Origin of the sequence: Woronichinia naegeliana WA131, assembly GCA_025370055.1 — a bacterium.
GTDB classification, from domain to species: domain Bacteria; phylum Cyanobacteriota; class Cyanobacteriia; order Cyanobacteriales; family Microcystaceae; genus Woronichinia; species Woronichinia naegeliana.
On the sequence record CP073041.1, the window covers coordinates 1,810,358 to 1,835,329 of the forward strand.

General features: G+C 40.2%; 19 protein-coding genes and 5 pseudogenes. 4 read left to right on the top strand and 20 right to left on the bottom strand.

Annotated features, from left to right (window positions below; translation table 11 throughout):
• Positions 1-6: 6 nt before the first annotated feature.
• From KA717_09315 to KA717_09325, 3 genes are all read right to left on the bottom strand, one after another.
• Positions 7-369 carry a hypothetical protein gene (locus KA717_09315; GenBank protein ID UXE62873.1) on the bottom strand — a complete coding sequence of 121 codons (363 nt, stop codon included), beginning with the start codon at positions 367-369 and terminating at the stop codon, positions 7-9.
• A gap of 226 nt (positions 370-595) precedes the next feature.
• Positions 596-931 (bottom strand): DUF86 domain-containing protein, encoded by a 336-nt coding sequence (locus KA717_09320; GenBank protein ID UXE62874.1) that lies wholly within the window; start codon positions 929-931, stop codon positions 596-598.
• Positions 928-1,221, bottom strand: a complete 294-nt coding sequence (locus KA717_09325) for a nucleotidyltransferase domain-containing protein (protein ID UXE62875.1) — start codon at positions 1,219-1,221, stop codon at positions 928-930. Before KA717_09325 ends, KA717_09320 begins: the two co-directional genes overlap by 4 nt.
• 946 nt (positions 1,222-2,167) lie before the next feature.
• On the opposite strand from KA717_09325, the gene KA717_09330 reads away from it, so the two are divergent.
• On the top strand, positions 2,168-2,572 hold the full coding sequence (locus KA717_09330) for a hypothetical protein (protein UXE62876.1): 405 nt from the start codon (positions 2,168-2,170) through the stop codon (positions 2,570-2,572).
• Here the strand turns inward: KA717_09330 and KA717_09335 are convergent.
• On the bottom strand, positions 2,545-3,261 hold the full coding sequence (locus KA717_09335) for a hypothetical protein (GenBank protein UXE62877.1): 717 nt from the start codon (positions 3,259-3,261) through the stop codon (positions 2,545-2,547). The two genes, KA717_09330 and KA717_09335, sit on opposite strands and share 28 nt — an antisense overlap.
• 203 nt (positions 3,262-3,464) lie before the next feature.
• On the opposite strand from KA717_09335, the gene KA717_09340 reads away from it, so the two are divergent.
• Both KA717_09340 and KA717_09345 read left to right on the top strand, forming a co-directional pair.
• Complete coding sequence (locus KA717_09340) at positions 3,465-3,659, top strand: transposase (GenBank protein UXE62878.1); 195 nt, start codon at positions 3,465-3,467, stop codon at positions 3,657-3,659.
• A gap of 17 nt (positions 3,660-3,676) precedes the next feature.
• A complete protein-coding gene (locus tag KA717_09345) occupies positions 3,677-4,852 on the top strand; it encodes an IS4 family transposase (GenBank protein UXE62879.1) in 1,176 nt (391 codons plus the stop codon).
• Between the two features lie 9 nt (positions 4,853-4,861).
• On the opposite strand, the gene KA717_09350 is transcribed toward KA717_09345, so the two are convergent.
• The 4 genes and pseudogenes from KA717_09350 to KA717_09365 form a co-directional block, all read right to left on the bottom strand.
• The gene (locus KA717_09350; GenBank protein ID UXE62880.1) at positions 4,862-5,071 is read right to left on the bottom strand and encodes a hypothetical protein; all 210 of its coding nucleotides are present in this window, start codon (positions 5,069-5,071) and stop codon (positions 4,862-4,864) included.
• A complete protein-coding gene (locus KA717_09355) occupies positions 5,037-5,366 on the bottom strand; it encodes a hypothetical protein (protein UXE62881.1) in 330 nt (109 codons plus the stop codon). The genes KA717_09350 and KA717_09355 overlap by 35 nt, the downstream gene beginning before the upstream one ends.
• Before the next feature lie 286 nt (positions 5,367-5,652).
• Positions 5,653-6,990, bottom strand: a pseudogene (locus KA717_09360) (IS5 family transposase).
• A gap of 124 nt (positions 6,991-7,114) precedes the next feature.
• Positions 7,115-7,318: pseudogene (locus KA717_09365) on the bottom strand (IS5/IS1182 family transposase).
• 250 nt (positions 7,319-7,568) lie between these two features.
• On the opposite strand from KA717_09365, the gene KA717_09370 reads away from it, so the two are divergent.
• A complete protein-coding gene (locus KA717_09370) occupies positions 7,569-8,627 on the top strand; it encodes a transposase (protein UXE62882.1) in 1,059 nt (352 codons plus the stop codon).
• A 574-nt stretch (positions 8,628-9,201) separates the two neighbouring features.
• Here the strand turns inward: KA717_09370 and KA717_09375 are convergent.
• The 12 genes and pseudogenes from KA717_09375 to ileS all read right to left on the bottom strand — a co-directional run bounded on the left by KA717_09375 (position 9,202) and on the right by ileS (position 24,480).
• Positions 9,202-10,543, bottom strand: a pseudogene (locus KA717_09375) (IS5 family transposase).
• A gap of 291 nt (positions 10,544-10,834) precedes the next feature.
• Positions 10,835-12,055 (bottom strand): annotated as a pseudogene (locus tag KA717_09380) (IS4 family transposase).
• A gap of 229 nt (positions 12,056-12,284) precedes the next feature.
• Positions 12,285-13,379: a peptide chain release factor 1 gene (prfA, locus tag KA717_09385; GenBank protein ID UXE62883.1), complete on the bottom strand. Its 1,095-nt coding sequence runs from the start codon at positions 13,377-13,379 to the stop codon at positions 12,285-12,287.
• A 562-nt stretch (positions 13,380-13,941) separates the two neighbouring features.
• Positions 13,942-15,279: pseudogene (locus KA717_09390) on the bottom strand (IS5 family transposase).
• 135 nt (positions 15,280-15,414) lie between these two features.
• Positions 15,415-15,852 (bottom strand): hypothetical protein, encoded by a 438-nt coding sequence (locus tag KA717_09395; protein ID UXE62884.1) that lies wholly within the window; start codon positions 15,850-15,852, stop codon positions 15,415-15,417.
• 13 nt (positions 15,853-15,865) lie between these two features.
• Complete coding sequence (locus KA717_09400; protein ID UXE62885.1) at positions 15,866-16,318, bottom strand: DUF29 domain-containing protein; 453 nt, start codon at positions 16,316-16,318, stop codon at positions 15,866-15,868.
• Positions 16,319-16,343: 25 nt separating this feature from the next.
• Positions 16,344-16,580, bottom strand: coding sequence for a hypothetical protein (locus KA717_09405; GenBank protein ID UXE62886.1), 237 nt, complete (start codon positions 16,578-16,580; stop codon positions 16,344-16,346).
• Positions 16,581-16,715: 135 nt separating this feature from the next.
• Positions 16,716-17,342 (bottom strand): Uma2 family endonuclease, encoded by a 627-nt coding sequence (locus tag KA717_09410; GenBank protein ID UXE62887.1) that lies wholly within the window; start codon positions 17,340-17,342, stop codon positions 16,716-16,718.
• Positions 17,343-17,498: 156 nt separating this feature from the next.
• A complete protein-coding gene (locus KA717_09415; protein ID UXE62888.1) occupies positions 17,499-18,020 on the bottom strand; it encodes a hypothetical protein in 522 nt (173 codons plus the stop codon).
• Complete coding sequence (locus KA717_09420; protein ID UXE62889.1) at positions 18,021-19,136, bottom strand: DUF262 domain-containing protein; 1,116 nt, start codon at positions 19,134-19,136, stop codon at positions 18,021-18,023.
• Positions 19,137-19,402: 266 nt separating this feature from the next.
• Complete coding sequence (locus KA717_09425) at positions 19,403-21,427, bottom strand: pentapeptide repeat-containing protein (protein ID UXE62890.1); 2,025 nt, start codon at positions 21,425-21,427, stop codon at positions 19,403-19,405.
• A gap of 176 nt (positions 21,428-21,603) precedes the next feature.
• On the bottom strand, positions 21,604-24,480 hold the full coding sequence (gene ileS / locus KA717_09430; GenBank protein ID UXE62891.1) for an isoleucine--tRNA ligase: 2,877 nt from the start codon (positions 24,478-24,480) through the stop codon (positions 21,604-21,606).
• Positions 24,481-24,972 lie beyond the last annotated feature (492 nt).

Genomic DNA, 24,972 nt, shown 5'->3' on the forward strand with positions numbered 1-24,972 from the left:
CTATAATTAATCAAGAGGATATACAGTAGTTAAACGAGGATAATCTTCCTCAGAACGAATAATCCAAGCACTTCTTATCTTTGATGTACCTTTAGAGGTGGTTAAATCAAAGTCAATTACATATTTTTGTCCGTATTGACTATTTTGAGTAAAAACATAATCATTATCTTTTGCTATTTTGATTAGTGCTTCAACTAAAATATCTTTATTGTCTAAAGCAATTCCTAATTTTGACTTAAATAAGCGGGCTTTGTGTTGACCATCTTTATGATCCGTTTTTAATGTGTATGTGATTAATTTGCTGATTATTTGTTCTGGTTTGACTTGATCTCCTTTTGGTAATTTCATTAAGCAATTTAAAATTGACACATACCGTTAATTTATTTATTCTACCAGTGATCGCCCTTTTCCATCACAAATAACAAAATAATGATCGCACTTTACAAATAGCAAATCCGCGATCGCCATCAATCACAAAAAACAAAACAGCGATCGCCCTTCACAAATAGCAAGACCATGATCGCACTTTTCAAAAAAACAAGATAGCGATCGCACTTTTCAATCACAAACAATAAAACAGCGATCGCACCAAGCTTTACCAAAATTCATTAAAAATACTATCAATTGCTTCTTCCAATCCAGGCAAATAATTCTCAATTATAGTCCAAACCACATCAAGATCAACTCGTAGATAATCATGGGCTAAAACATTTCTAAAGTCGCCAATTTTTACCCATTCAATATTCGGCTGTGAAGCCTTCCATTCCTCTGGTAACTGTTTAATGGATTCCCCCATAACCTCTAAATTTCTAAGAACAGCATCTTGAATCAAGATATTGTTCATAAAATAATTTTGGCCATTTTGTGTATAATTCTCAATTCGAGTTAAACATTCTTGAACATGAATCAAGTAAATTCTTGCATCTTTCATAACATCATTGCCTCTGCCAAAATACGCTCCTTAATAAACTCGTGTAAAGATTTAGCTGATACAACATCAACTTTTCTATCCAATAAATCTTCTAGATCATGAATTAAACCGACAGGAAACCAAGACGAAATTTTTTCTAGATCATAATCAATTAAAAAATCAATATCACTATTTTCTGTTTCTTCGCCTCTAGCGACCGAACCAAATAAACGGACATTAAAGGCCCCATGATTCGCCGCAATTTCTAGGATTTTTTCTCGCTTTTCCTGAATTAAATCTTTTAAAGACATTACTCAAACCTCGCACTCAATTATAAATCACAAACAACAAAACAGCGATCGCATTTGCAATTATAAACAACAAAATCAGGATCGCCATTCACAAACAACCAGACCGCAATCACATTTTCAAAGTGTGTCTCGGTATTCTTCAAGTAGGGCTAAAATATCTGCTAGTTGGTTTCTGTGGAGGTTGTTGGGGTTAAGTTGGAATTGGATGATTGCAGTACGGTATCGAGTTTCGATTCGAGTTCGGCGAGTTTCTCGTTCTGTTGTCTCAAGGCTTTGTTGCTCTTTTTCAAGTCGGACAAGCCCCCGTAGGATTTGATCCAGTGTAACAAGGCTGAAAGTAATCCCTGCGAAGAGGAGCCCGAACCATTGGGGGATAATAATTTGGTCGTTTCCGAGTTGGATTGAGTCATAGTTTAGGATTATTCCTGTTAAAAAGACGAATAGGGTGGTGAGAATACCGATAAAGGTCTGAAAGTCAGGCATTAGATTTTTGTTGATTTAATTTGATTTTAGCATTTAGTTTTCGATGGGTAAAAGCAATCAAAAGGCAAACTATTTTGAAAATAGCACTTCATCAACAACAAATAACACAACCGCGATCGCATTTTCAAAAACCATAAGACCGCGATCGCAGTATTGTCAACCCAGCTTACGGGAGTGGCGATCGCTGTTTTAGTTTTTCTTCAATTGCCTTTGCTATCTTAAGATCAAAATCAGAATCCCCCAGGGTAATCGCATATTAGTAGAGTGGAATCAAAAAAGAAATCTAGCTTAAAAATAGACTATATCAAAAACTAAAAAGAGAAGAAAATCAACTTACTGGACAGTGGGAAGTTCTCGAGCAGGGTAAGTGAGAAAAGAAAATCGGACATGCGATACCCAAGAGTGCCGTTATGTCCGAAACTGGCTGATATAGAAAATCGATAGCCAGTGCTATCTATCAATTATGCAACTATGTCAGCGACTAGAGCAAATCCTAGAGAATCTCCGTCCCGCCTTTAGCCGAGAAGCAACGTACCAATGGTTTATCCTATTAGCCTGGGGAGTAGTGCTCAACAGCCAACCGAGCGCAATAACAAGCTATGTCAATGCCTTAGGGTTAACAGAGAGCTACTACCATCAGGCACTACATTGGTTTGAATCCAAGGCATTTAACGTCAAAGGACTGACCTTGGGATGGTCGAAGTGGGTAAGTCAGCATGAAAATCTATATCGAATCAAGGAAAAACGAGTGTATGTGGGGGATGGAATCAAAGTGGGGAAAGAAGGGCGCAAGATGCCAGGGGCAAGGGTGCGACCTTTAGTTGATAAAAGCCGTTGTAATCAGGGTTCTACAGGGAACCCATATTGATCAAGTTTTGCCCAAAATTGACTCCATCGTTCCTTGGTCAATACCAAAGCTCGTAGGCTCAAAATAATTCCTGCTCCTTTTTCCTTCCATCGCATCCCTGAACAACATAATCGTTGTTTGACCAACGTCTTACAAGCTGCTTCCGTAACACCTGAACCAATCGGATACTTTTTCTCTATGTATTCAGCATAATCCATTTGATGCTGATGATTCTCGTAATAAGTAATCGCCGCTTGTAGTTTCTCGGTAAGATTCTTAGAATGACTTTTTTCTTCTTTGACTTCTTTCATCAGATTTAGCAGTTCTCCTGCTTTTCCTTTTTCATGCTTGAGTTCTCGACAATTTTCAGTCAACCATTCTTTTTGTTTTGACACGGTATTCGGATGCAACGCTTCTGCCAAGGCACCTAAGTAACCAGAGGCATGATAGAAATCTAATATCTGTTCTTCCGTTTGCTTTTCTAAAAACTTCCAATTTGATTCTGCCCCGTCTGCTATCCCGACCAATGTTGCCTCTGGATAACGGTTTTTCGCTCGCTCAATTTCTCTTTCTAATCTTTCTAGAAAACTCTTTTTTCCATACTCTGGTGCCGCACCTAGATAGATTGTATGTTGACGTTCGCCTTCACTATCGTATAGGGAAACGGTTCCCACCATTGCTTCACGGTAGCCATCCTCACACATCAGCATACCTGACTTTTCCCGTTAAGTCCAAAATCCAGCAATGCAAACTTCTAGAGGCTTTATCTGGCAAGGGTTTGAGTAATGATTCTCTTGACAGGAAAAAAATATTCTGAAGCCATCATCCCGCTTATCGTTCAAATTTCAAAAACAAAGGATGAAGGGAGTATGAGACTGTAAAATGGAGAAAATCTTAAAGGGCAGGTCAAAAAATGTTGGAATGGTGGACAAAAAACTTTGCCAGTTGTGAATTGGGAGACGAGAGGCTAAACAATCGTGCCTTCTCGATTGGGAAAAAGTTAAGTGAGGGGTTTGGAAAAGCCTTATCAGAAGTGTTTAAGGGAGGAAACGAGTTAAAGAGGGCCTATGAATTTTTGGGAATCCGAAAACAGACTTTGTCAAGATAATAGAGCCGCACTGTGAAATGACAACTGCCGCCGTAGAAGAATATAAGATAATGCTATCAGTCGGAGATACGACCTTCTTAGATTATCGCAATATCAAGGAAAAAAGGGAAGGGTATGGGCCGACTGGAAAAGGAGGGAATGGATTAATACTGCATAGTGCTTTAGCAATTGAGCCAGAAAAAGGACAAGTATTAGGTTTATTATGGCAAAAACTGTGGAATAGGGAGGTAAAAGAAAAGCCCCCAACAGATGAAACGGCGAAGCAGAAAAAAGAAAGACAGAAAGAACAAAGAAAAGCAGCTCGTCAAAGACCATTTGAGGAAAAAGAATCCTACAAATGGGTAGAGGCTCTAAACACCTGTGAGAAACAGGTAGAAAGTTCAACGAGGGTAATTCATGTATTTGACAGAGAAGGAGATGTTTCAGAAGTCTTTGACTCAGTGCGTCAACTCAAGCATACAGGAGTGCTGGTCAGAGCGTCTCATAATCGTAGTTTAGACAAAAATAGTGAACGACTTTGGCAACATTTGGAATCAGAACCGATTCGTTTTCATCAAGAAATCGAGATTCCGAGTACAGGAAAAAGAAAAGCACGGAAGGTTAAGCTTGCCGTCCGATTTTGCTCAGTTAATCTACGAACTCCCTATCGTTTTGATAATCGTGACCCGTTGAATGTCTATGCTGTTTATGCGACAGAAATCGATTGTCCCGAAGGCGAAACTCCTTTATCTTGGATGCTTCTGACTACAGAAGTTGTTGAGACTATTGAGATGGCTGTCACTATTCTTCGTTGGTACACCTACCGATGGCGGGTTGAAGAATTTCATAAAGTCCTTAAGTCTGGTTGTCAGAGTGAGCATTATCGACTTGCCTCTGATGGAATGAAAACTCTTTTGGGTTTTTTAAGTGTCATTGCTGTTGAACTTTTACACGTTACTTATCTTCATCGTACCCAGCCCGATGCTCTCGCGATTGAAATTCTTAATCCTCTTCAACTTCAGGTGTTAAAAGCAGCCGCCTCTCAAAAACTTCCCCCTATTTTGACTGTTGCTTGGGCTGTCGAGTCTGTTGCTTTTCTTGGTGGTTATCTTGAACATCGTCGTAAAACTCCTCTCGGTATCCAAGTCCTTTGGCGCGGTTGGTTGAAGTTGCATGACCTTTGCCAAGGCTGGCAGCTTGCAATCCGCACTTAACGGGAAAAGTCAGATCAGCATACAGGTTCCATCTAATCCTATTCCCACTGTTGCAATTTGGCTATCCTCCTTGGGCGGGGCATAACTCCACGCTTCTTCTTTTGCCTGTACCACACTTCCTACTGCTTCACTCAATCTTTGGATATAGGATAGCGCTACTTTTCTACCATGATTTTCTAATAAATCATTTTTCACCTCTTTGCCTGCCATCCCTGACATTTTTGAGGATACCTGTTTTGCCAATAATGGCGTTGATGTTATGATTATCCTTGCTTCTCTTTCTAAGGGGCAATACGTTTTTCCTCAAAGGTGAACGCTGATATACATGACGATTCACTATAACCTCACCATAAGGTGTTTGATATTCTTTCGGTTGCTCTCCCTTACTCTTCCAGATTTCTTCACCGATTTTTAAGGGTGAACCATCTGTATCTAAATATTTCAAGGCTTCTTTGCTGGCGATGCAACCTACTTCGTTTAAGCCTTTTTGAATATTTATTTCTGTATCCAACATTGAACGACTGAGTTCTAATGTTAGTTCTATTTTTATCTTTGAACCCTCTACATTAATTAGGGCTTGCTGAAAAAGTCAAAAAACGAAAGAAATGTGGGTTAGGGAAGTATGGACTGAAAAAGCATAGATAACTTATCCTTATGGAAACAAATCAAAATACAGATTTTGTTTAATCTATTGTTCCTTTCTGTCTAAAAAGGTCAACACAAATCACTCCTCACAAAAGAGAGGAAAATTAACACCATTTTTCACAAGAAAAACGACTCTACAACTTTTTACTTTTTGTCTTCTGAAGTAGAGTAGAAAGATTCATTACCAAAAAGTTCATCGCAATTACCGTTTCCGAGGTCTCAGGTAGTTTGGCCATCACTCGACCAAGACTAAATTTCCTCTTTCCCTGTCCGAATTTACCCTCAATGGCATTACGCACTCTTTCATCTGAGCGTGCCTCTTTCTTTTTTTCTTTGCTCACCTCTTTCGGCGGTCTTCCCAATCGGGGACCACTCATTCTTATATCCCTTTCTTTACAATAAGCTCGATTCGCTTTTGTTCGATAGATTTTATCCACATGAACCGATTCCGGATAACATCCTGTTTCCCTTTTATATTCTTCTATTCGCGCTTGTAAATCTCCCGATTCGTTGTAATTATCCCAACTTAATTTGTCTAAGAAGACAAAGCCATTCACATTACTTGCCGATATTTTAGCTCCAAACTCTACTGCTTTTCCCGCTTTTCCACGCACTATTGGACGCACGTGAGGTTGGCTTACACTCACAATTCTGTTTTCTACTTTATTTGTCTTTTTTTCATACATTTCTAACTGTTGCTCATACACTTTTCCTATCGTTACAAGCTCTTCTTGCTCTTTTTTCGTTAGTTTTTCTAACTTTGCTCCCTCTTCTATCATTTTTTCTATATCAGACAAGTTTCTTTTTATATATCCTAGTTGTTTTTTTGTTCCTTTTCTTCTTTCTTTTTTTGACACACGACGTTTTTTTGCTATGGCTAAGTACTCTTTTCTTGCCACTTCCCTATAAGTCCTCGGCTTTTCTTTCCTTTTCTCTTTTATTTCTTCATACAGCTTATCTATTATTTTTTCTGTTTTTTCTCTGGCATCATTCAATATTCCTATATCCGTTGGATATTTTATATCTGCTGGTGTACAAGTCGCATCTAACAATAACTTTCCTTCATTTTCTTTTTTTTCTGACGCTACACCCGTCGCTTTTTTTTCTATTTCTTTATTAATTTTATTTATTAATTCCATTCCTATTTTTTTACGAAAATGAACCATCATTGACGCATTAAATGCTTCTTTGCTACTATAGCTTTCCATTCCTATAAAGTACTGTAAATAAGGGTTCTCTTTTATTTGTTCTACTGTTTCTCTGTCACTTTTTCCTGAAATTTCTTTGATAATTAATGCTCCTAATGCCATTCTAAATGATTTGGCTGGGGCTCCTTTTTTTTCTGTGAAGTTTTTTGCATATTCTTCCTCATATTCTTCCCAAAGAATCATTTTTGACATTTCTATCCAACGATTTTCTTCGTCTAACTGCCCGCCGAACAGATTTTTCAAGTTTTCTGGTGTTTCAATTGAGTACTGTTGCTTTCGGTACATCTGCTTTCTCTCTTCTTAATGCAATGGTTTTGAGGCATTCTACCCTATTTTCGTGCATTCTAGCGGTTCTTAATTCGCCTACTATTTTTCTCCGTAAAGGTTTCAGCTTTTTTCAGCAAGCCCTAATTAATGCTCCTAATGCCATTCTAAATGATTTGGCTGGGGCTCCTTTTTTTTCTGTGAAGTTTTTTGCATATTCTTCCTCATATTCTTCCCAGGGAATCATTTTTGACATTTCTATCCAACGATTTTCTTCGTCTAACTGCCCGCCGAACAGATTTTTCAAGTTTTCTGGTGTTTCAATTGAGTACTGTTGCTTTCGGTACATCTGCTTTCTCTCTTCTTAATGCAATGGTTTTGAGGCATTCTACCCTATTTTCGTGCATTCTAGCGGTTCTTAATTCGCCTACTATTTTTCTCCGTAAAGGTTTCAGCTTTTTTCAGCAAGCCCTATTTAGTTTTGCTGTCATCATTGTTTCCTCTTTGTCACTTTTCATCTCATGTTAACACTTTTCTTTTCCTTCATCAACTAAAGGTCACGCCCAGGGGTAAAACGACTACACCAAGAATCCGGAAATGTGGCGAAGCCAGAATGGATAAGGGGGCATTACTTCAATGCCTTGAGTGTTTTGGTGGGAGCAGGAAAAGCCTGCTTTGCCTTGCCCTTAGTGTTGCGGCTAGACGATGGCATCAAGTCCAAAGCAACGGCAAAGGAAGGGAAAAAAGGCAGCAAAAAAGAGAAGACTACTCTAGTCACGAAAATGGGGGAGCTTTGCACTACCTACGCAGAGGCGGGAAGCTATGTGATTTTGGATGCTTACTTCGCTTGTGGAGCAGTGCTCAAAAGTTTTCGCCAAAATGCCTTGCATCTCATCACCCGAGTGCGTTGCTCTACAGTGGCATATGCTCCCTTTTCTTCCGTTCCGACCTTGAGGGGGAAAGGACGACCACGGCTTTGGGGGAGTTCAATAAAACTAGAAAGCCTGTTTGCTCTTGTGGAGGATTTTCCCACCGCTAAAGTCTGGCTCTATGGTCAACAAGTCTCCGTTTCTTATCAGTGCTTTGAGTTCCACTGGGATAGTCCCCATCAGCTCGTTAAGTTTGTCCTCACCCAATTGCCCAACGGACAAAGACTGATTCTGCTTTCTACTGACCTCTGTTTGACTGGACCTGAGATTATTGCCGCTTACGGTCTCCGATTTAAGATTGAAGTCACTTTTCGTCAATTAATCCATCTTTTGGGCGGCTTTGCCTATCGTTTTTGGCTTAAGGCTCTTCCTACTTTACCGACCTGGCCTAGCAATCTTATCCTCCCTGACTATCCCCAAACTGTTCAGACTCAGATTTTAAACAAAGTAGAAGCCTTTGAGCGTTTTGTTAATCTTCATGTCATTGTTCTCGGCTTACTTCAAATTCTTTCCTTAGAGTTACCCCAGGGGATTTGGGCTAATTTCCCTCGCTGGTTTCGGACTCTACCCTCCCATGGCTATCCTAGTGAACGCATTGCTCAACTAGCCATCCAACATCAAGCCCCAATGATTTTTCCTCAAAGTCCACCTAGTCTGCTTTTGCCTAAATTCCTTGCCGCTAAACTTGACCCTTTTCCAAGTCCTGATAGACTTACTTTGGCCGCATAGTCATTACCTTCTCTGCCATCCATAAACTTCCCACTGTCCAGTCAACTTAAACTCTAAAAGATTAAGTAATTTCGCTAATTCATAATTGTTGGTGTCAATATTTTGCCAATCCTCCTATTTGGGGCTTGCTGAATAAGGATGAAATCCTTGCTAGACAATACTTTCAGGCATTTTACAAACGATCAGATGCAAGGCTATGGCATTTGGAGGCTCAAAATCCATGCACTTTGCTGGAAAAATGTGAGGTAAAACTGGAAACTGAGCTCTGAAGTCACCATTTTTCGCACCCTGTGGCATCTAGGTTCGTTTTGTGGACTTTTTCAGCAAGCCCTATTTGAAGCTAAATAGGGCTTGCTGAAAAAGTCAAAAAACGAAAGAAATGTGGGTTAGGGAAGTATGGACTGAAAAAGCATAGATAACTTATCCTTATGGAAACAAATCAAAATACAGATTTTGTTTAATCTATTGTTCCTTTCTGTCTAAAAAGGTCAACACAAATCACTCCTCACAAAAGAGAGGAAAATTAACACCATTTTTCACAAGAAAAACGACTCTACAACTTTTTACTTTTTGTCTTCTGAAGTAGAGTAGAAAGATTCATTACCAAAAAGTTCATCGCAATTACCGTTTCCGAGGTCTCAGGTAGTTTGGCCATCACTCGACCAAGACTAAATTTCCTCTTTCCCTGTCCGAATTTACCCTCAATGGCATTACGCACTCTTTCATCTGAGCGTGCCTCTTTCTTTTTTTCTTTGCTCACCTCTTTCGGCGGTCTTCCCAATCGGGGACCACTCATTCTTATATCCCTTTCTTTACAATAAGCTCGATTCGCTTTTGTTCGATAGATTTTATCCACATGAACCGATTCCGGATAACATCCTGTTTCCCTTTTATATTCTTCTATTCGCGCTTGTAAATCTCCCGATTCGTTGTAATTATCCCAACTTAATTTGTCTAAGAAGACAAAGCCATTCACATTACTTGCCGATATTTTAGCTCCAAACTCTACTGCTTTTCCCGCTTTTCCACGCACTATTGGACGCACGTGAGGTTGGCTTACACTCACAATTCTGTTTTCTACTTTATTTGTCTTTTTTTCATACATTTCTAACTGTTGCTCATACACTTTTCCTATCGTTACAAGCTCTTCTTGCTCTTTTTTCGTTAGTTTTTCTAACTTTGCTCCCTCTTCTATCATTTTTTCTATATCAGACAAGTTTCTTTTTATATATCCTAGTTGTTTTTTTGTTCCTTTTCTTCTTTCTTTTTTTGACACACGACGTTTTTTTGCTATGGCTAAGTACTCTTTTCTTGCCACTTCCCTATAAGTCCTCGGCTTTTCTTTCCTTTTCTCTTTTATTTCTTCATACAGCTTATCTATTATTTTTTCTGTTTTTTCTCTGGCATCATTCAATATTCCTATATCCGTTGGATATTTTATATCTGCTGGTGTACAAGTCGCATCTAACAATAACTTTCCTTCATTTTCTTTTTTTTCTGACGCTACACCCGTCGCTTTTTTTTCTATTTCTTTATTAATTTTATTTATTTATTAATTCCATTCCTATTTTTTTACGAAAATGAACCATCATTGACGCATTAAATGCTTCTTTGCTACTATAGCTTTCCATTCCTATAAAGTACTGTAAATGAGGGTTCTCTTTTATTTGTTCTACTGTTTCTCTGTCACTTTTTCCTGAAATTTCTTTGATAATTAATGCTCCTAATGCCATTCTAAATGATTTGGCTGGGGCTCCTTTTTTTTCTGTGAAGTTTTTTGCATATTCTTCCTCATATTCTTCCCAGGGAATCATTTTTGACATTTCTATCCAACGATTTTCTTCGTCTAACTGCCCGCCGAACAGATTTTTCAAGTTTTCTGGTGTTTCAATTGAGTACTGTTGCTTTCGGTACATCTGCTTTCTCTCTTCTTAATGCAATGGTTTTGAGGCATTCTACCCTATTTTCGTGCATTCTAGCGGTTCTTAATTCGCCTACTATTTTTCTCCGTAAAGGTTTCAGCTTTTTTCAGCAAGCCCTATTTAGCGAAGGCTATTGCTAGAGGAGAAAAGCCTGATACAGTAACCTATCTGGCTGAACGTGCTAAGTTATTTGGTTTGGTCAAAGCTGAGAGAAAGCGACATCGAGAAAAGGCCGCTCTCAATCAACAAATTTGGGAACCCATTCCTTTAAGTTGACACGGATGGATAGCCAGACCAACCTCCCAGACGAGCGATGAGCCAAGTCGCCCAAGGCAAAGAGAAGCAAGGGAAAGGATTTTGCTGCTTGGAAGTGCGTCCCTGTAGAGAGTAAGACATTTGTAGTAAGCATTGCTGCTGTTCATCAGAAAAAGCAACAGAAGCAGGGATGGCTGGATTATCTCGCCCTTCCACCATTTGCAGAACGCGCACAGCGACAGATAAAGCCAGAATGGTTAAACGCTGAATCGCTTCTATCGACTCAAGTTGAGTCGCCTCCAAATTCAAGCCCGCCAGTTTGAGAGTGGCGAATAACTGTTCAATCTGCCAACGCCAACAATACCACTGAATTATTTTGAGGGCTTGTTCCAAGCAGACAACTTCATGGGTGGTTAACAGTCGCCAGTGAATCGGTTCCTGCCCAGATGGTGGATTCACTTCCTTGGCTTCCACTGCATAAAGGAAAATGCTAGGGGCATAGTCTTGACTATTTAAATTGTCAGGGCGTTGAATTTCTACCCGCGCCACACGAACCGCCAATAACGCTTCCCTCGCCGTTTGCCCTCTACGAGGTTCCGCTAGTAATTGCACTGTATAGGTTCCCTCACAGGGTTGCCCTTCTAGATACTTATACAGCGATTTCTCTTGACCTAACAAACGACGATCTTGACTCGACCTTACTAATAGATGCTCTCTTCTTCCATCTCCTATCCTTGCCCATGCCTCATACAGGTCACTTTCACGGTCTCCTATGTGCGTCACCATCTTCGCTCCCCCCGCATTTAAATAGTTCTGGCTCTTGGCTGCTGATACTAGCCATTTGTTGGATTCCTTTTCCTCTATTGGTAGTTTCTGGTAGTTTCTTTCCTCCTTACTGGGGCGCGATTCTTCACGATTCCACAATTGCACCGAACTTATTCCCAAGGGAAAGCCATTTTCGCCATTTAGTACTAGCGTCGGATGCAGAAAAAAGCCTATGTCTCGGTTATTTCCCACTACTCCCTGCCCTTCTGCCTTCAGTCGTCCTCTGTGTGCCTCCAAGTTAATTTCACTCGTATCATTTACTGCTAATACGTGTAAGCCTTCTACTTGCTGCTCACAATGCTCCGATAAGCTTTGTATTAGCTCTGATACTGTCACCTTGTCATTCTCCAAAAAGCGGTAGTAACCTACTTGCTCGGCACGGTTTTTGCTCATTTGACGGATGTTTACCGATTGCTTCCGTAACATTGCCTCATACAATTCCGCCCCCTTTTTACTAAGCGTGGGTCTCCAAATGCTTTTCCTTTTGCCTGTTCAGCGTGAATGAGTATCGGGTTGGTCATTTTTCAGTCCTCTTTTTAGTGGTTTTTCCCTTTTTCTAGTTTACACTCGACTTGTGTGTACACAGTAGGGGGGGGATGGGGGGATTATTAGAACCAATCAGCAGAGAATAGTTCTGGTCAGGGGAACAGTCCTATTAATTGGTGGCGTTGGCTAGTTCGGCTAACTGTTCCTGTTGATCTTGGGAAATACAGGATTGAATCATGTCCTCGATCGCGCCTTCCAAAGCCGTTGATAAAACAAAGTTACGGCCTAAACGGTGATCAGTAACGCGATTATCCTTGTAATTATAGGTACGAATTTTCTCGGAACGGGCTCCCGTCCCCACCTGGGAACGACGCATGGAACTAACGGCGGCCTGTTGTTCTTGCAGTTTAATGTCGTAAAGTTTGGCCCGTAGAATTTGCATTGCCCGCTCACGGTTTTGCAGTTGGGAACGTTCTTCTGTACAAAAAATCCGAATTCCCGTCGGTTTGTGCATTAAATCTACCGCCGTTTCTACCTTGTTAACATTTTGTCCGCCGGCTCCTCCCGATCGCGCTGTGGTCAGTTCAATATCTTTGGGATCAATATGAATTTCCACCTCATCCACCTCCGGCATAATGGCGACCGTGGCCGTGGAAGTATGAACTCGGCCCCCTGCTTCTGTCACTGGCACCCGTTGTACCCGATGCACCCCGGCTTCAAATTTAAGTTTGCTATAAACGCGATCGCCCTTAATTTCTAGGATTGCTTCCTTAAAACCGCCCATATCGGCCAGAGATTCACTTAACAAAAAGACCTTCCAGCCCTGGGTTTCAGCATAGCGAGAGTACATTCTCACCAAGTCCCCTGCCCAAATACTGGCTTCATCACCTCCCGTTCCGGCCCGAATTTCTAACATAATGTTGCGGTCATCATTCGGATCACGGGGAAGCAGCAAAAGCGTTAATTGCTTTTCCAAGGCTTGAATCTGATTTTCTAGTTCCTCCACCTCCATCCCGGCAATTTCACGCATTTCAGGATCGCTACTGGATTCTTTGAGAATCTGTTTAGCCCCAATTAAATCGTCCTGAGCCTTTCTCCATTCATCGTAGGTATTAACCGTCTCTTCCAGGGATGAACGTGCTTTGGCAACCCGTTGCAATTCTTCGGGATTGGTCGTCACATCCGGATCGGCTAACAGGCGCGTTAATTCCTGGTAGGTTTGTTCAACGGATTGCAATTTATCCAAAAGGTAAGTTTCAGCCATAGTCTCGTTAGGGTCAATACACTCAATCCTCTATGATAACCTGTGGACGGTTTCTTCGGGTGGAGGAAAGGGAAAGACTTGTTAGGAAGTCTGGGGCATAATCCTACATTCCGCAGGTTGCGCAAGAGGCAAGATGGCTCATCTGTTCGGATATTACGCGTGCGTATTGACTGCGAATAAGAATAAAAAAGTGTAAATTAAAGTGGCTCTTATCGCTATCTCCCCTTTTTAGTTATAATCCACCTTTCAGGGCCACTTCACAGCGATCGCTGATTGTTCATATTTACCGTAAAGTCTAAATGCGATCGCTATGAGTAAACAATAACCAGTAATTAGGGCTTGCTGAAAAAGTCAAAAAACGAAAGAAATGTGGGTTAGGGAAGTATGGACTGAAAAAGCATAGATAACTTATCCTTATGGAAACAAATCAAAATACAGATTTTGTTTAATCTATTGTTCCTTTCTGTCTAAAAAGGTCAACACAAATCACTCCTCACAAAAGAGAGGAAAATTAACACCATTTTTCACAAGAAAAACGACTCTACAACTTTTTACTTTTTGTCTTCTGAAGTAGAGTAGAAAGATTCATTACCAAAAAGTTCATCGCAATTACCGTTTCCGAGGTCTCAGGTAGTTTGGCCATCACTCGACCAAGACTAAATTTCCTCTTTCCCTGTCCGAATTTACCCTCAATGGCATTACGCACTCTTTCATCTGAGCGTGCCTCTTTCTTTTTTTCTTTGCTCACCTCTTTCGGCGGTCTTCCCAATCGGGGACCACTCATTCTTATATCCCTTTCTTTACAATAAGCTCGATTCGCTTTTGTTCGATAGATTTTATCCACATGAACCGATTCCGGATAACATCCTGTTTCCCTTTTATATTCTTCTATTCGCGCTTGTAAATCTCCCGATTCGTTGTAATTATCCCAACTTAATTTGTCTAAGAAGACAAAGCCATTCACATTACTTGCCGATATTTTAGCTCCAAACTCTACTGCTTTTCCCGCTTTTCCACGCACTATTGGACGCACGTGAGGTTGGCTTACACTCACAATTCTGTTTTCTACTTTATTTGTCTTTTTTTCATACATTTCTAACTGTTGCTCATACACTTTTCCTATCGTTACAAGCTCTTCTTGCTCTTTTTTCGTTAGTTTTTCTAACTTTGCTCCCTCTTCTATCATTTTTTCTATATCAGACAAGTTTCTTTTTATATATCCTAGTTGTTTTTTTGTTCCTTTTCTTCTTTCTTTTTTTGACACACGACGTTTTTTTGCTATGGCTAAGTACTCTTTTCTTGCCACTTCCCTATAAGTCCTCGGCTTTTCTTTCCTTTTCTCTTTTATTTCTTCATACAGCTTATCTATTATTTTTTCTGTTTTTTCTCTGGCATCATTCAATATTCCTATATCCGTTGGATATTTTATATCTGCTGGTGTACAAGTCGCATCTAACAATAACTTTCCTTCATTTTCTTTTTTTTCTGACGCTACACCCGTCGCTTTTTTTTCTATTTCTTTATTAATTTTATTTATTAATTCCATTCCTATTTTTTTACGAAAATGAACCATCATTGACGCATTAAATGCTTCTTTGCTACTATAGCTTTCCATTCCTATAAAGTACTGTAAATAAGGGTTCTCTTTTATTTGTTCTACTGTTTCTCTGTCACTTTTTCCTGAAATTTCTTTGATAATTAATGCTCCTAATGCCATTCTAAATGATTTGGCTGGGGCTCCTTTTTTTTCTGTGAAGTTTTTTGCATATTCTTCCTCATATTCTTCCCAAAGAATCATTTTTGACATTTCTATCCAACGATTTTCTTCGTCTAACTGCCCGCCGAACAGATTTTTCAAGTTTTCTGGTGTTTCAATTGAGTACTGTTGCTTTCGGTACATCTGCTTTCTCTCTTCTTAATGCAATGGTTTTGAGGCATTCTACCCTATTTTCGTGCATTCTAGCGGTTCTTAATTCGCCTACTATTTTTCTCCGTAAAGGTTTCAGCTTTTTTCAGCAAGCCCTAATTATTTCTATTAATGAGGATGAAAAATCAGATTAGTTTTAATTTCAGACAAAGCTTGTTCTAATGTTAAATTAGTAGAAACTTCCCACCATTGCCCCGTATGGCGAAAATAAGCCAAATTAAAACTGGTGGGCGTAACATATTCCAAACGAGTAAACTTTGCCTCAAAGGAAGGAACCATTGCTCTAGGGCTAGGACAATTATAGGTTCCACAAATATAAAACCAGCAGCGATACCATTTACCGAAAATATCTACTAAATAATTAAAGTCATGATCAGTAGGCGGTTCTTTGATATAACGAGGCTTGAATTCCTGTTCAATCAATTCCGTCATTTTTTGGGTAATGAGAGCTTTCTGAGATTCGGGAACTTTGGGTTTTGCTGCTTTACTGGGGGAGTAAATCCATTGTTTTTGAGGAGCCATAGCATTACTGAATAAAGTGATCAATCATAAAGCTATTTTAGGGCAACCAGCTAGAATCTAGCAAGTTTTCTAAGCTGTAGGGACAATGCGTTGGTAAGTTTTGTAAGCGAGTTTTTTTTCTAGTGTATCGTTGAGCATCTTGATAGATAATACTCAAGTCTTGTTCTAGATATTGATACAAAGTTGTGGTCAAATGTCGTCTTAACTGAGTCCGAAAACTGTCTATCGTCGCCTCCCAATGAGACGCATTATTATCATACTCTGCTGACCAATATTGTAACAATAAAAGATGTCTAATGATCTGTTCTAAAAGACTTACTGCTTTATTTCTATCTCGTTTACCCAAGTCTTCTAACTCCTCAATCAGATTTTCAATATCTAGTTGATCTAGGCGATCGCTCTTTAAACACTCAATCGTTTTCTCTAACCACAGAGTCGGGTCAGTTTCATAAAGTTGAGAAATATGGGAGATAGGAGCAATAATAGGCATGGCAATAAAAAAGATTCAAAAAATTTTATCTTTGATCAGCAGAGTTTACATAGATATAGTTTTGCGGATTTTTGAGTGACTCGATCGCTTCTTTTAAATGCTGACGATTCGCTTCCGTCGAGAGCAAATAATCGGTTTCGTCGCTTTCATTTGATTCGACCATTAACAAAATAGCCTCGATTACCGTTCCTTCAGGTAAGTCAAGATTAGGTAAATCTAGTTGACCATTTTTAATGGTGGTTCTGTATTTAAGAGCATTCATTGAATTTGATTCTCTAAAGATTGTTAAATTATACCAAATTTAATTTTGAGTAGCGATCGCAGGTAGTGGGATCATCTTTAAATGTGCCAATGGTGTCAGAATAATTCTAAGCGCGATCGCCGAAGATAGATAAATTTAGCCAGCAGTACCTAAAACTTGTTCGGCTGTTAATTTCAGTCGGGGAAATGTGGTCGAAACAATGCTTTGATTACCGCGCACTTGCTGAATATCATATTCCCCATTTACCAGCGTACAAATAGAAAGAGTGGGTAGTTTTGACTTGCCAATGTGTCGAATACCGCCCAATCCTGCATAGTCCGCAATCCAATATTCAGGAATACCTAAAACTGCATAATCTTCAACTTTACGCGCATAATCATTTTGCCAATTGCTACTAACAACTTCCGCCACAAATTTAATCGAACTGCCTAATGTTAGGAGAGACTGACTACCCCAGAGCGGCTCTTTAATAAGCTCACGACGATCAATCACTGCCACATCGGGGCGAAATGCAGTCATACCAGCGTTAGCAGGGCGTAATAGTCCTCGCTGAAGGACAAACCAAGGCAAACCCATTTGGTCAATCTGGACGCAAACTTTTGTAGTGATAAAAGCCGCAACTTCCTCATGTGAACCCGTTGGTTCCAAATCAAATACCTCTCCGTCAATCAGTTCATAACGATTGTCGCCATCATAACAGGCTAGAAATTCGTTGAAGTTGAGCGGCTTCTGTTGAATCGAACGGTCGGTTGCAAGTGTCATCGGTCAATTTAGCCCAATTAATTCATTCAGTATATCGAAATATCAGTTTTTCCTACGCACTTTTCTGTATTTACTAGATAGCGATCGCAGATAGTGGGATCATCTTTAAATATGCCAACGATGCCAGAGTCGCCCATCTTTATAATATACCAAAAACTACAAAGTATTAAGGTCTGATTCAATTTTTTGTAACAAATCATAAATTTTGAGAAAATTGTTATAAGTTACAGAAGGAGCATCATAGCTGGGTGTTATTTCTTTAAGGTGGGTATGGGCAAGATCATTTCTTTTCTTTTGAAGAGCACCTAACTCTGATTTTATTCTCTGTAAAATATCTTGTTGTTGTTTTAATTTTGCTTCTAGTCTTTCCACTGAAATAATACCAATTATATGAATCAAAAATGCTCTAAATTTCTCATAATCAAAGCTAGGATTTCGTCTAACCATATTTCTAACACTTTCTATATTGGATCCCTCCAGCAAATTTAATTGAATATAATCTAAAATGATTTCATCTTGAGCTTCTTCGATCCAGGCACACAACTCTAAAATTGCTAATTTAGAATAAAATTGCAATCGTCTTGTTTGTAAATCACTTGGAAGTTCACTGGTCAAAACGGATTCATATAAACCTTTCAAGTCTTCTAAGCTATTCTTAATATCTTCGCTATTAGTCATTTAAGTTCCAAAAATATGAATAGCAATAGTTAAGCGATTCTTAAGTTGACTCGTCTGTAGTAAACCATTGGCTAACTGCTGAGGGGAATAGGGTTCCGAATCAATCAGTTTAAGCAAACGCACTTTAAACTCCTCTTGTGTTTGAGACTTTAAAAAAGACAAATTTTTGGCAATACCAATAAGTATTCCTTCCAGAATTAATGCACTTATATTTTGTCCATAGAAAAATAATTTTTCGGGCAAATAATTACTATCAATTAAGGTTATTGTCTCTTTAAAAATATTAATTTTTTGCTCAAGAATTGACGACTCAAGATTTTTATTCTTATACATATACCGATTAAGGAATTGTGTTAATGTTCCAGAATACTGTTCGTAGTCATCAAAAAAAGCAAAAAAACGTAAAATAAATTCTTCATCCTTAAGATGTTGTTTTTGTCGTACTCGAAAGGGAGAAATTTGTTGCCAGGTTTTTAGCTTGCTACAATCTTTTAATAATTGGTTAAGATTACCTTGATAGAGACAATTTCTAATTTCCTGATTATTTAATTTAGTGCCTCCTGTATTTAAGCGATGAAAAATGGTGTATAAATAATCCAGATGACTTTCTTGAGTCGAGTCAAAATAAATAGCTGTAATGGGTAATGATAAGTTTTCTACTTGTTGATATAAATGGGGAGTTTGATATTGAATCTCTTGAACGCTCTTACCTCGAATACGAAAATCAACATCAGGTAAATCTGATAATTGCCAGTCTGGTTGTGACAGAAATTGAACAATTGTGGTAATTCTTTGGAAACCGTCAACGATAAAACGTTGGCCTGTTTTAGAGTCCCAACTCCAACACAGATTAGGAATAGGAATTTGTTTCATCAAACTATCAATAAAACGGGTTTTTTCTGCTTCCTTCCAATTTAATTTGCGTTGAAATAGGGAATTAGCCTCTAGCGTTTGTTGAGAAAATAGCTCACAAATTTCTGCACAGGTGCGTAATTCATTAAATGCGATAAGATCATTTGGAGGTGATTGAATAAAATCCTCATATTCGTAGGTTTCCTGATAGGTTTTATCTATCTGCTTTTGAAGAGCTAATTCTTGTTTAGATAAACTGATCATTTTTTCTCCTTTTTTAGAAAGTCAGGGAAATAACTCTTATTTCTAAACCCCGTCTAACTCGAAACCTGTAGTTTTTTAATGTCCCAAGGCGATCCCCCTAAATCCCCCTTAAAAAGGGGGACTTCTGGAATGTATCTAAAAAAACTACAGTTCCCAAAATGGACGTGGTTTATCTCCCCATTTTAGCTAGAATTCCCCTTTTAAAGCCGCGCCCCAGGGATCGCAGATAGTGGGATCATCTTTAAATGTGCCAAAAGAAAAATGGTTCATTTTCCCATCCAACCTTCAATTGCACCGCCAATCAAGGCTCCGACAGGATTATCAAAGGATTTTTTCAAAAATTCGAGGCCACCTTTTTGAGCCGCATTAATCAGTTTTTGCTTTAAGTTGGGATCGTTTTTAATAATTTCAATGGTCTTAATCCCCTGCATGGTTTTATCGTTGGGATAGGTTTGGGCAAGGGGCGTAATAATGGCTTGGACTTCGGTAATGATTTCGGTTAGATTTTGCTGTTCGGCTTCGTTAAGAATACCCGCAACTTTAGCGTTACCTTGAATTTCGCCTTGATTAACTCCCACTCCAAAGGTTCCTGCTTGTTTAATTTCGCCGTAGGACACTGCTTTTGCCTCAATGGTTATAGGTCTATTTGCTAATAGTTTAGCAATTTCTGACATATCGGTGCTTTTTTCTCGATAAAGTTGGAGAACTTCTCGATTGTTGGTTATTTCCTGCTCTTTATTGGCTAGTTGGGCTTGATAGTTTTGTTCAATTAAGGCTATTTTTTGTTCATAAACTTGATAAAAACGATTTTCTAGCTCTGCTTTATCCGTATCCTGGGGCGCGTCAATTTGAATAACAAAAGTCCCATCTCGTTTTTTGAGGATGCCTGCGATGGACAGTTCAATGTTTTCAGATTCGATTTGTAAACCATGAAAGGATTCAAGAAAGGCTTTCCAGTCAATGCCATCACTAAAAATTAGGTCAACGGTTTCCCTTACGATTTCAATTAATCGCTGAAAATCACCAGCATTAAAGATTTTATTCGGATCACGGGGACGACGCTCTTGATAAGTTTTTCTTTCACCCAATTCGTAATAAATGTAATCACAAATCACCGCTTCAAAAATAGTGCCAGTATTAATATGCCAATCCTGGATACAAGCCCCCGTTAGGTTAGCACGGGTAAAGTTAGTGTTCAAAGTGTTGGCTCCACTGAGGTCGGCTCTACTGAAGTTGGCTTCACTGAAGTTGGCTCCACTGAGGTCGGCTCTACTGAAGTTGGCTTCACTGAAGTTGACTCCGCTGAAGTTGACTCCACTGAAGTTGACTCCACTGAAGTTGGCTCCACTGAGGTTGACTCCGATGAGGTTGGCTCCACTAAAGTTGGCTCCACCGATGAAGTTGGCTCCACTGAGGTAGCCTCCTCCACGAAGGTCGGCTCCACTAAGGTTGGCTCCACTGAAGTTGGCTTGACGGAGGCTGGCTGAACGGAGGTTGGCTCCACTGAGGTCGGCTCCACTGAGGTCGGCTCCAATGAGTTTCGCTCCAATGAGTTTCGCTCCACTGAGGTTGGCTGCACTAAGATCGGCTCCACTGAGGTCGGCTTCACTGAGGTTGGCTTCAATGAGGTTGGCTTCACTAAGATCGGCTCCACTGAGGTTGGCTTCAATGAGGTTGGCTTCAATGAGGTTGGCTCCCCTGAGGTTGGCTCCCCTGAGGTTGGCTCCCCTGAGGATGGCTCCCCTGAGGATGGCTCCCCTGAGGATGGCTTTACTAAGATCGGCTCCACTAAGATCAGCTCCACTGAGGATGGCTCTACTGAGGTTGGCTTCAATGAGGTTGGCTTCAATGAGGTTGGCTCCACTGAGGTTGGCTCCACTGAAGTTGGCTTGACGGAGGTTGACTCCACGAAGGTCGGCTCCACTGAGGTTGGCTCCACTGAAGTTGGCTTGATGGAGGTTGACTCCACGAAGGTCGGCTCCACTGAGGTTGGTTCCCCTGAGGTCGGCTTTACTAAGATCGACTCCCCTGAGGATGGCTCCCCTGAGGATGGCTCCCCTGAGGATGGCTTCACTAAGATCGGCTCCACTAAGATCGGCTCCACTGAGGATGGCTCTACTGAGGTTGGCTTCAATGAGGATGGCTTCAATGAGGTTGGCTCCCCTGAGGTTGGCTCCCCTGAGGTTGGCTTGAGTGAAGTTTATTTCAATTCCAGGGTTCTTTTTTCTCCTCCATTCGTTCCATTTCTTAACACCCCATTCAAGCCTTGCTAATTGTTCTTGATTAGCCATAGAAACTACTTCCCCTCACCAACGGATTAAATCGGTAAACTCAAAAGTCATTAATCTTTATTTTGCAATCAATCAAGCTATTTTGCATTATTTTTATCTCATTTTTCAACGATCAGCAACATTCAACAAAGCAAAAACTAGGGAAATAGTTGCTTACCCTATCTCCCTAAAATTAATTAAAATTCTCCCTTTAAAGACGCTTCACAGCGATCGCAGATAGTGGGATCATCTTTCAATGTGCCAACAGTATCAGAATAATTCCAACAGCGATCGCACTTATGACCATCAGCCTTAACAATGGCAATGGCTAAATTATCAGTTTCACTGTTAAAATCAGTAGCTTGAATCGCCACTAAATCCACTAACTCCACTTGAGAAGCTAAGAGTAAATAACGCAATTGATCCACACCTTGACCTGACAATAACTCGGTGGAATTGTAGTTAAGCAATAGAGTTTTTAACTCTGGATTCGCCACATAAAGTAACACTTTGGCCTCCAGAGAAGAACCGATCGCCTTGCCGATGCGGGCCGCTTCCATGACTTTATTAACTTCATTGCGAAGACCGCGTAACTGTTCCCAACTTTGAGCTAATTCTGGTTTTAACCATTCCTGGTGAGCCTTTAACCAACCCGCTTGAAATACCGATTTATAGGGTTTTTCGTAGGGTAAAAATTGCCAAATATCTTCAGCTAAATGGGGTAAGACAGGGGCGATCGCCTTGGCTAAATTTTCTAAAGCAATCTGTAAAATCGTTTGGCAACTACGACGACGGGGCGCATTAGGGTCGGAAATATAAAGCCGATCCTTGGCAATATCCAGATAAAAATTAGATAAATCTACCACACAGAAATTCTGCACCGTTTGGAAGAATTTAAAGAACTGGAAACTTTCGTAGGCTTCCGTTACTTCCGTAAAAACTTCCGTAATGCGATGTAACATATAGCGGTCTAATTCAGGCAAATCCTCATAGGCAACAGCATCAGTTTCGGGATTAAAAGCGTGTAAATTACCCAACAAAAAGCGGGCCGTATTGCGAATTTTATTGCGAGCATCCGCCAATTGTCCAATAATCGTTGGCCCAATATTGACATCATTAGAATAATCAACCGAAGCTACCCATAACCGCAAAATATCGGCTCCGTAGGCAGGTTGCTGTTTTTGATTTTTACCGCCATTAATAATCTGATTGGGATCAACCACATTGCCCAGGGATTTACTCATTTTAAAACCCTTTTCATCCAACACAAAACCGTGAGTTAACACCGTTTTATAGGGAGCAATACCATTAACCGCCGCACTGGTTAAAAGACTGGATTGGAACCAACCGCGATGTTGATCCGAACCTTCCAAATACATATCCACAGGGTATTTTAATTCAGGTCGAGTTTGAGCCACCGCCGCCCAGGAAGAACCCGAATCAAACCAAACATCCATCGTGTCTTCACCCTTACGATATTCGCGCCCATTATTGCGATAACTAGGGGGTAATAACTCTTCTATGGATAATTCCCACCAGGCATCAGAACCCTTTTCGGCAAAAATTTGTTGCACATGATTGACGGTTTCTTCTGTTAGCAAAGGCTCATTCGTTTCTAAGTCATAAAAGACTGGAATGGGAACGCCCCAAGACCGTTGCCGCGAAATACACCAATCACTGCGATCGCTGACCATAGGGGTAATGCGATTTTCTCCCTGGGCGGGAATCCAAGTCACCGATTTAATGGCAGCTAAAGCAGCTTCACGAAATCCTTCTACCGAAGCAAACCACTGTTCCGTAGCGCGAAAAATCGTCGGTTTTTTAGTGCGCCAATCGTAGGGATATTTGTGTTGATAGGCTTCTTCTTTCAGCAATGCCCCTAATTTTTGTAACTCATTGATAATGGCTTCGTTGGCATCTTTCAAGACATTTAAACCCGCAAATTGTCCAGCCTCTGCGGTTAAATTGCCCGCATCATCCACAGGAGACAAAATTGGTAAATGATAACGTTGCCCGACAATATAATCCTCTTGACCGTGACCTGGTGCGGTGTGAACTAGCCCTGTACCTGATTCAGTAGTCACATAATCACCACCAATCACAATGGGACTTTGGCGATCGTAGAGAGGATGACGGTATTGGGTATGCTCTAAATCCGCACCTTTAATGGTCGTTTTAACAGTTAGATTACATTCCCAAAGAGTTGATAATCGTTCCACTAAATCTAGGGCGACAATTAGATATTTTTGTTGACAAATTGGTTGATTATTTTCGGCGATCGCATAGGTTAAATCAGGGTTTAAAGCAACCGCTAAATTACCAGGTAAAGTCCAGGGCGTTGTTGTCCAAATAGCAACCCCTAAATTGGGTAAATAGGGTGTTAATAAATCCTTAACTTTTTCCCCCGCTTGGGTAATGGGAAAAGAGACATAAACACTGCGAGAAGTGTGACCTTCGGGATATTCCAATTCCGCTTCAGCCAAGGCTGTCCGAGAACTAGGACTCCAATGCACTGGTTTCAAACCGCGATAAATATAGCCATTGAGAGCCATTTTACCAAAGACCCCGATCTGGGCGGCTTCATACTCAGGAGTTAAGGTTAAATAGGGATTTTTCCAGTCTCCCCAAACGCCATAACGTTGAAATCCAACTGCCTGCTCTTGTTGAGCTTTAAGGGCAAATTCTTTCGCTTTTTGACGCAAAGTTAAGGGCGTTAAGGCTTGACGCTCTTCTGGTTTTAAACTTTGTAAAACTTTTAATTCGATGGGCAAACCGTGACAATCCCAACCAGGCACATAACGAACCTTATGACCCTGCAAAAGTTTATATCTATTAATAATATCTTTGAGAATCTTATTTAAAGCATGACCAATATGCAGCGAACCATTGGCGTAGGGCGGGCCATCGTGGAGTACAAATAGCTCTTTCGGATTTTCGTTGGCTAGGGTTTCATAAATCTGTTCATCCTGCCAAAATTGCTGGATTTCGGGTTCTCGTTTCGTCGCATTGGCCCGCATATCGAACTGAGTTTGAGGCAGGTTAACCGTATTTTTGTAACTTTTGGCTTCTGTCACGGATCTATAGGGAGAGACAAAGGGTTGAGCATCCTAAATTCTAACTTGTTTTGTTGGGGCTGGGAGCTAGATTTAATGAATTGCAGCGATCGCCGCTCTATCCAATTAGGTTAACAAGAGGAAGAGTAAAATTGGTTAAAGCGATCGCAGATTGATCATGAAACCGACGCTATTCAGAACGCTTTAAAAAAGAGGAATTGAAGCCCTTAATCCTTCGTAATCCTAAAAAAACGATTATTAGATTGGATGCACCAACAAGGACTTGGTCAAATTTATGCATAGATAAAACTCTATTAAAAGCCCTGTATGGATAGAGAAAGATAGATGTAACTAATCAATGACTTTAGAAATTGGTATTTTACAAATTCAGGTTTATCAGGCAACTATAGGAGATAGGAAGACTCACTCCCCAAGAAACCAAAGTTTTGGAGGTTTTACCAATGGTTGCCCTGACTCAACGCCCACTTCAATCTAAGCCTGCCCAACGCTTGA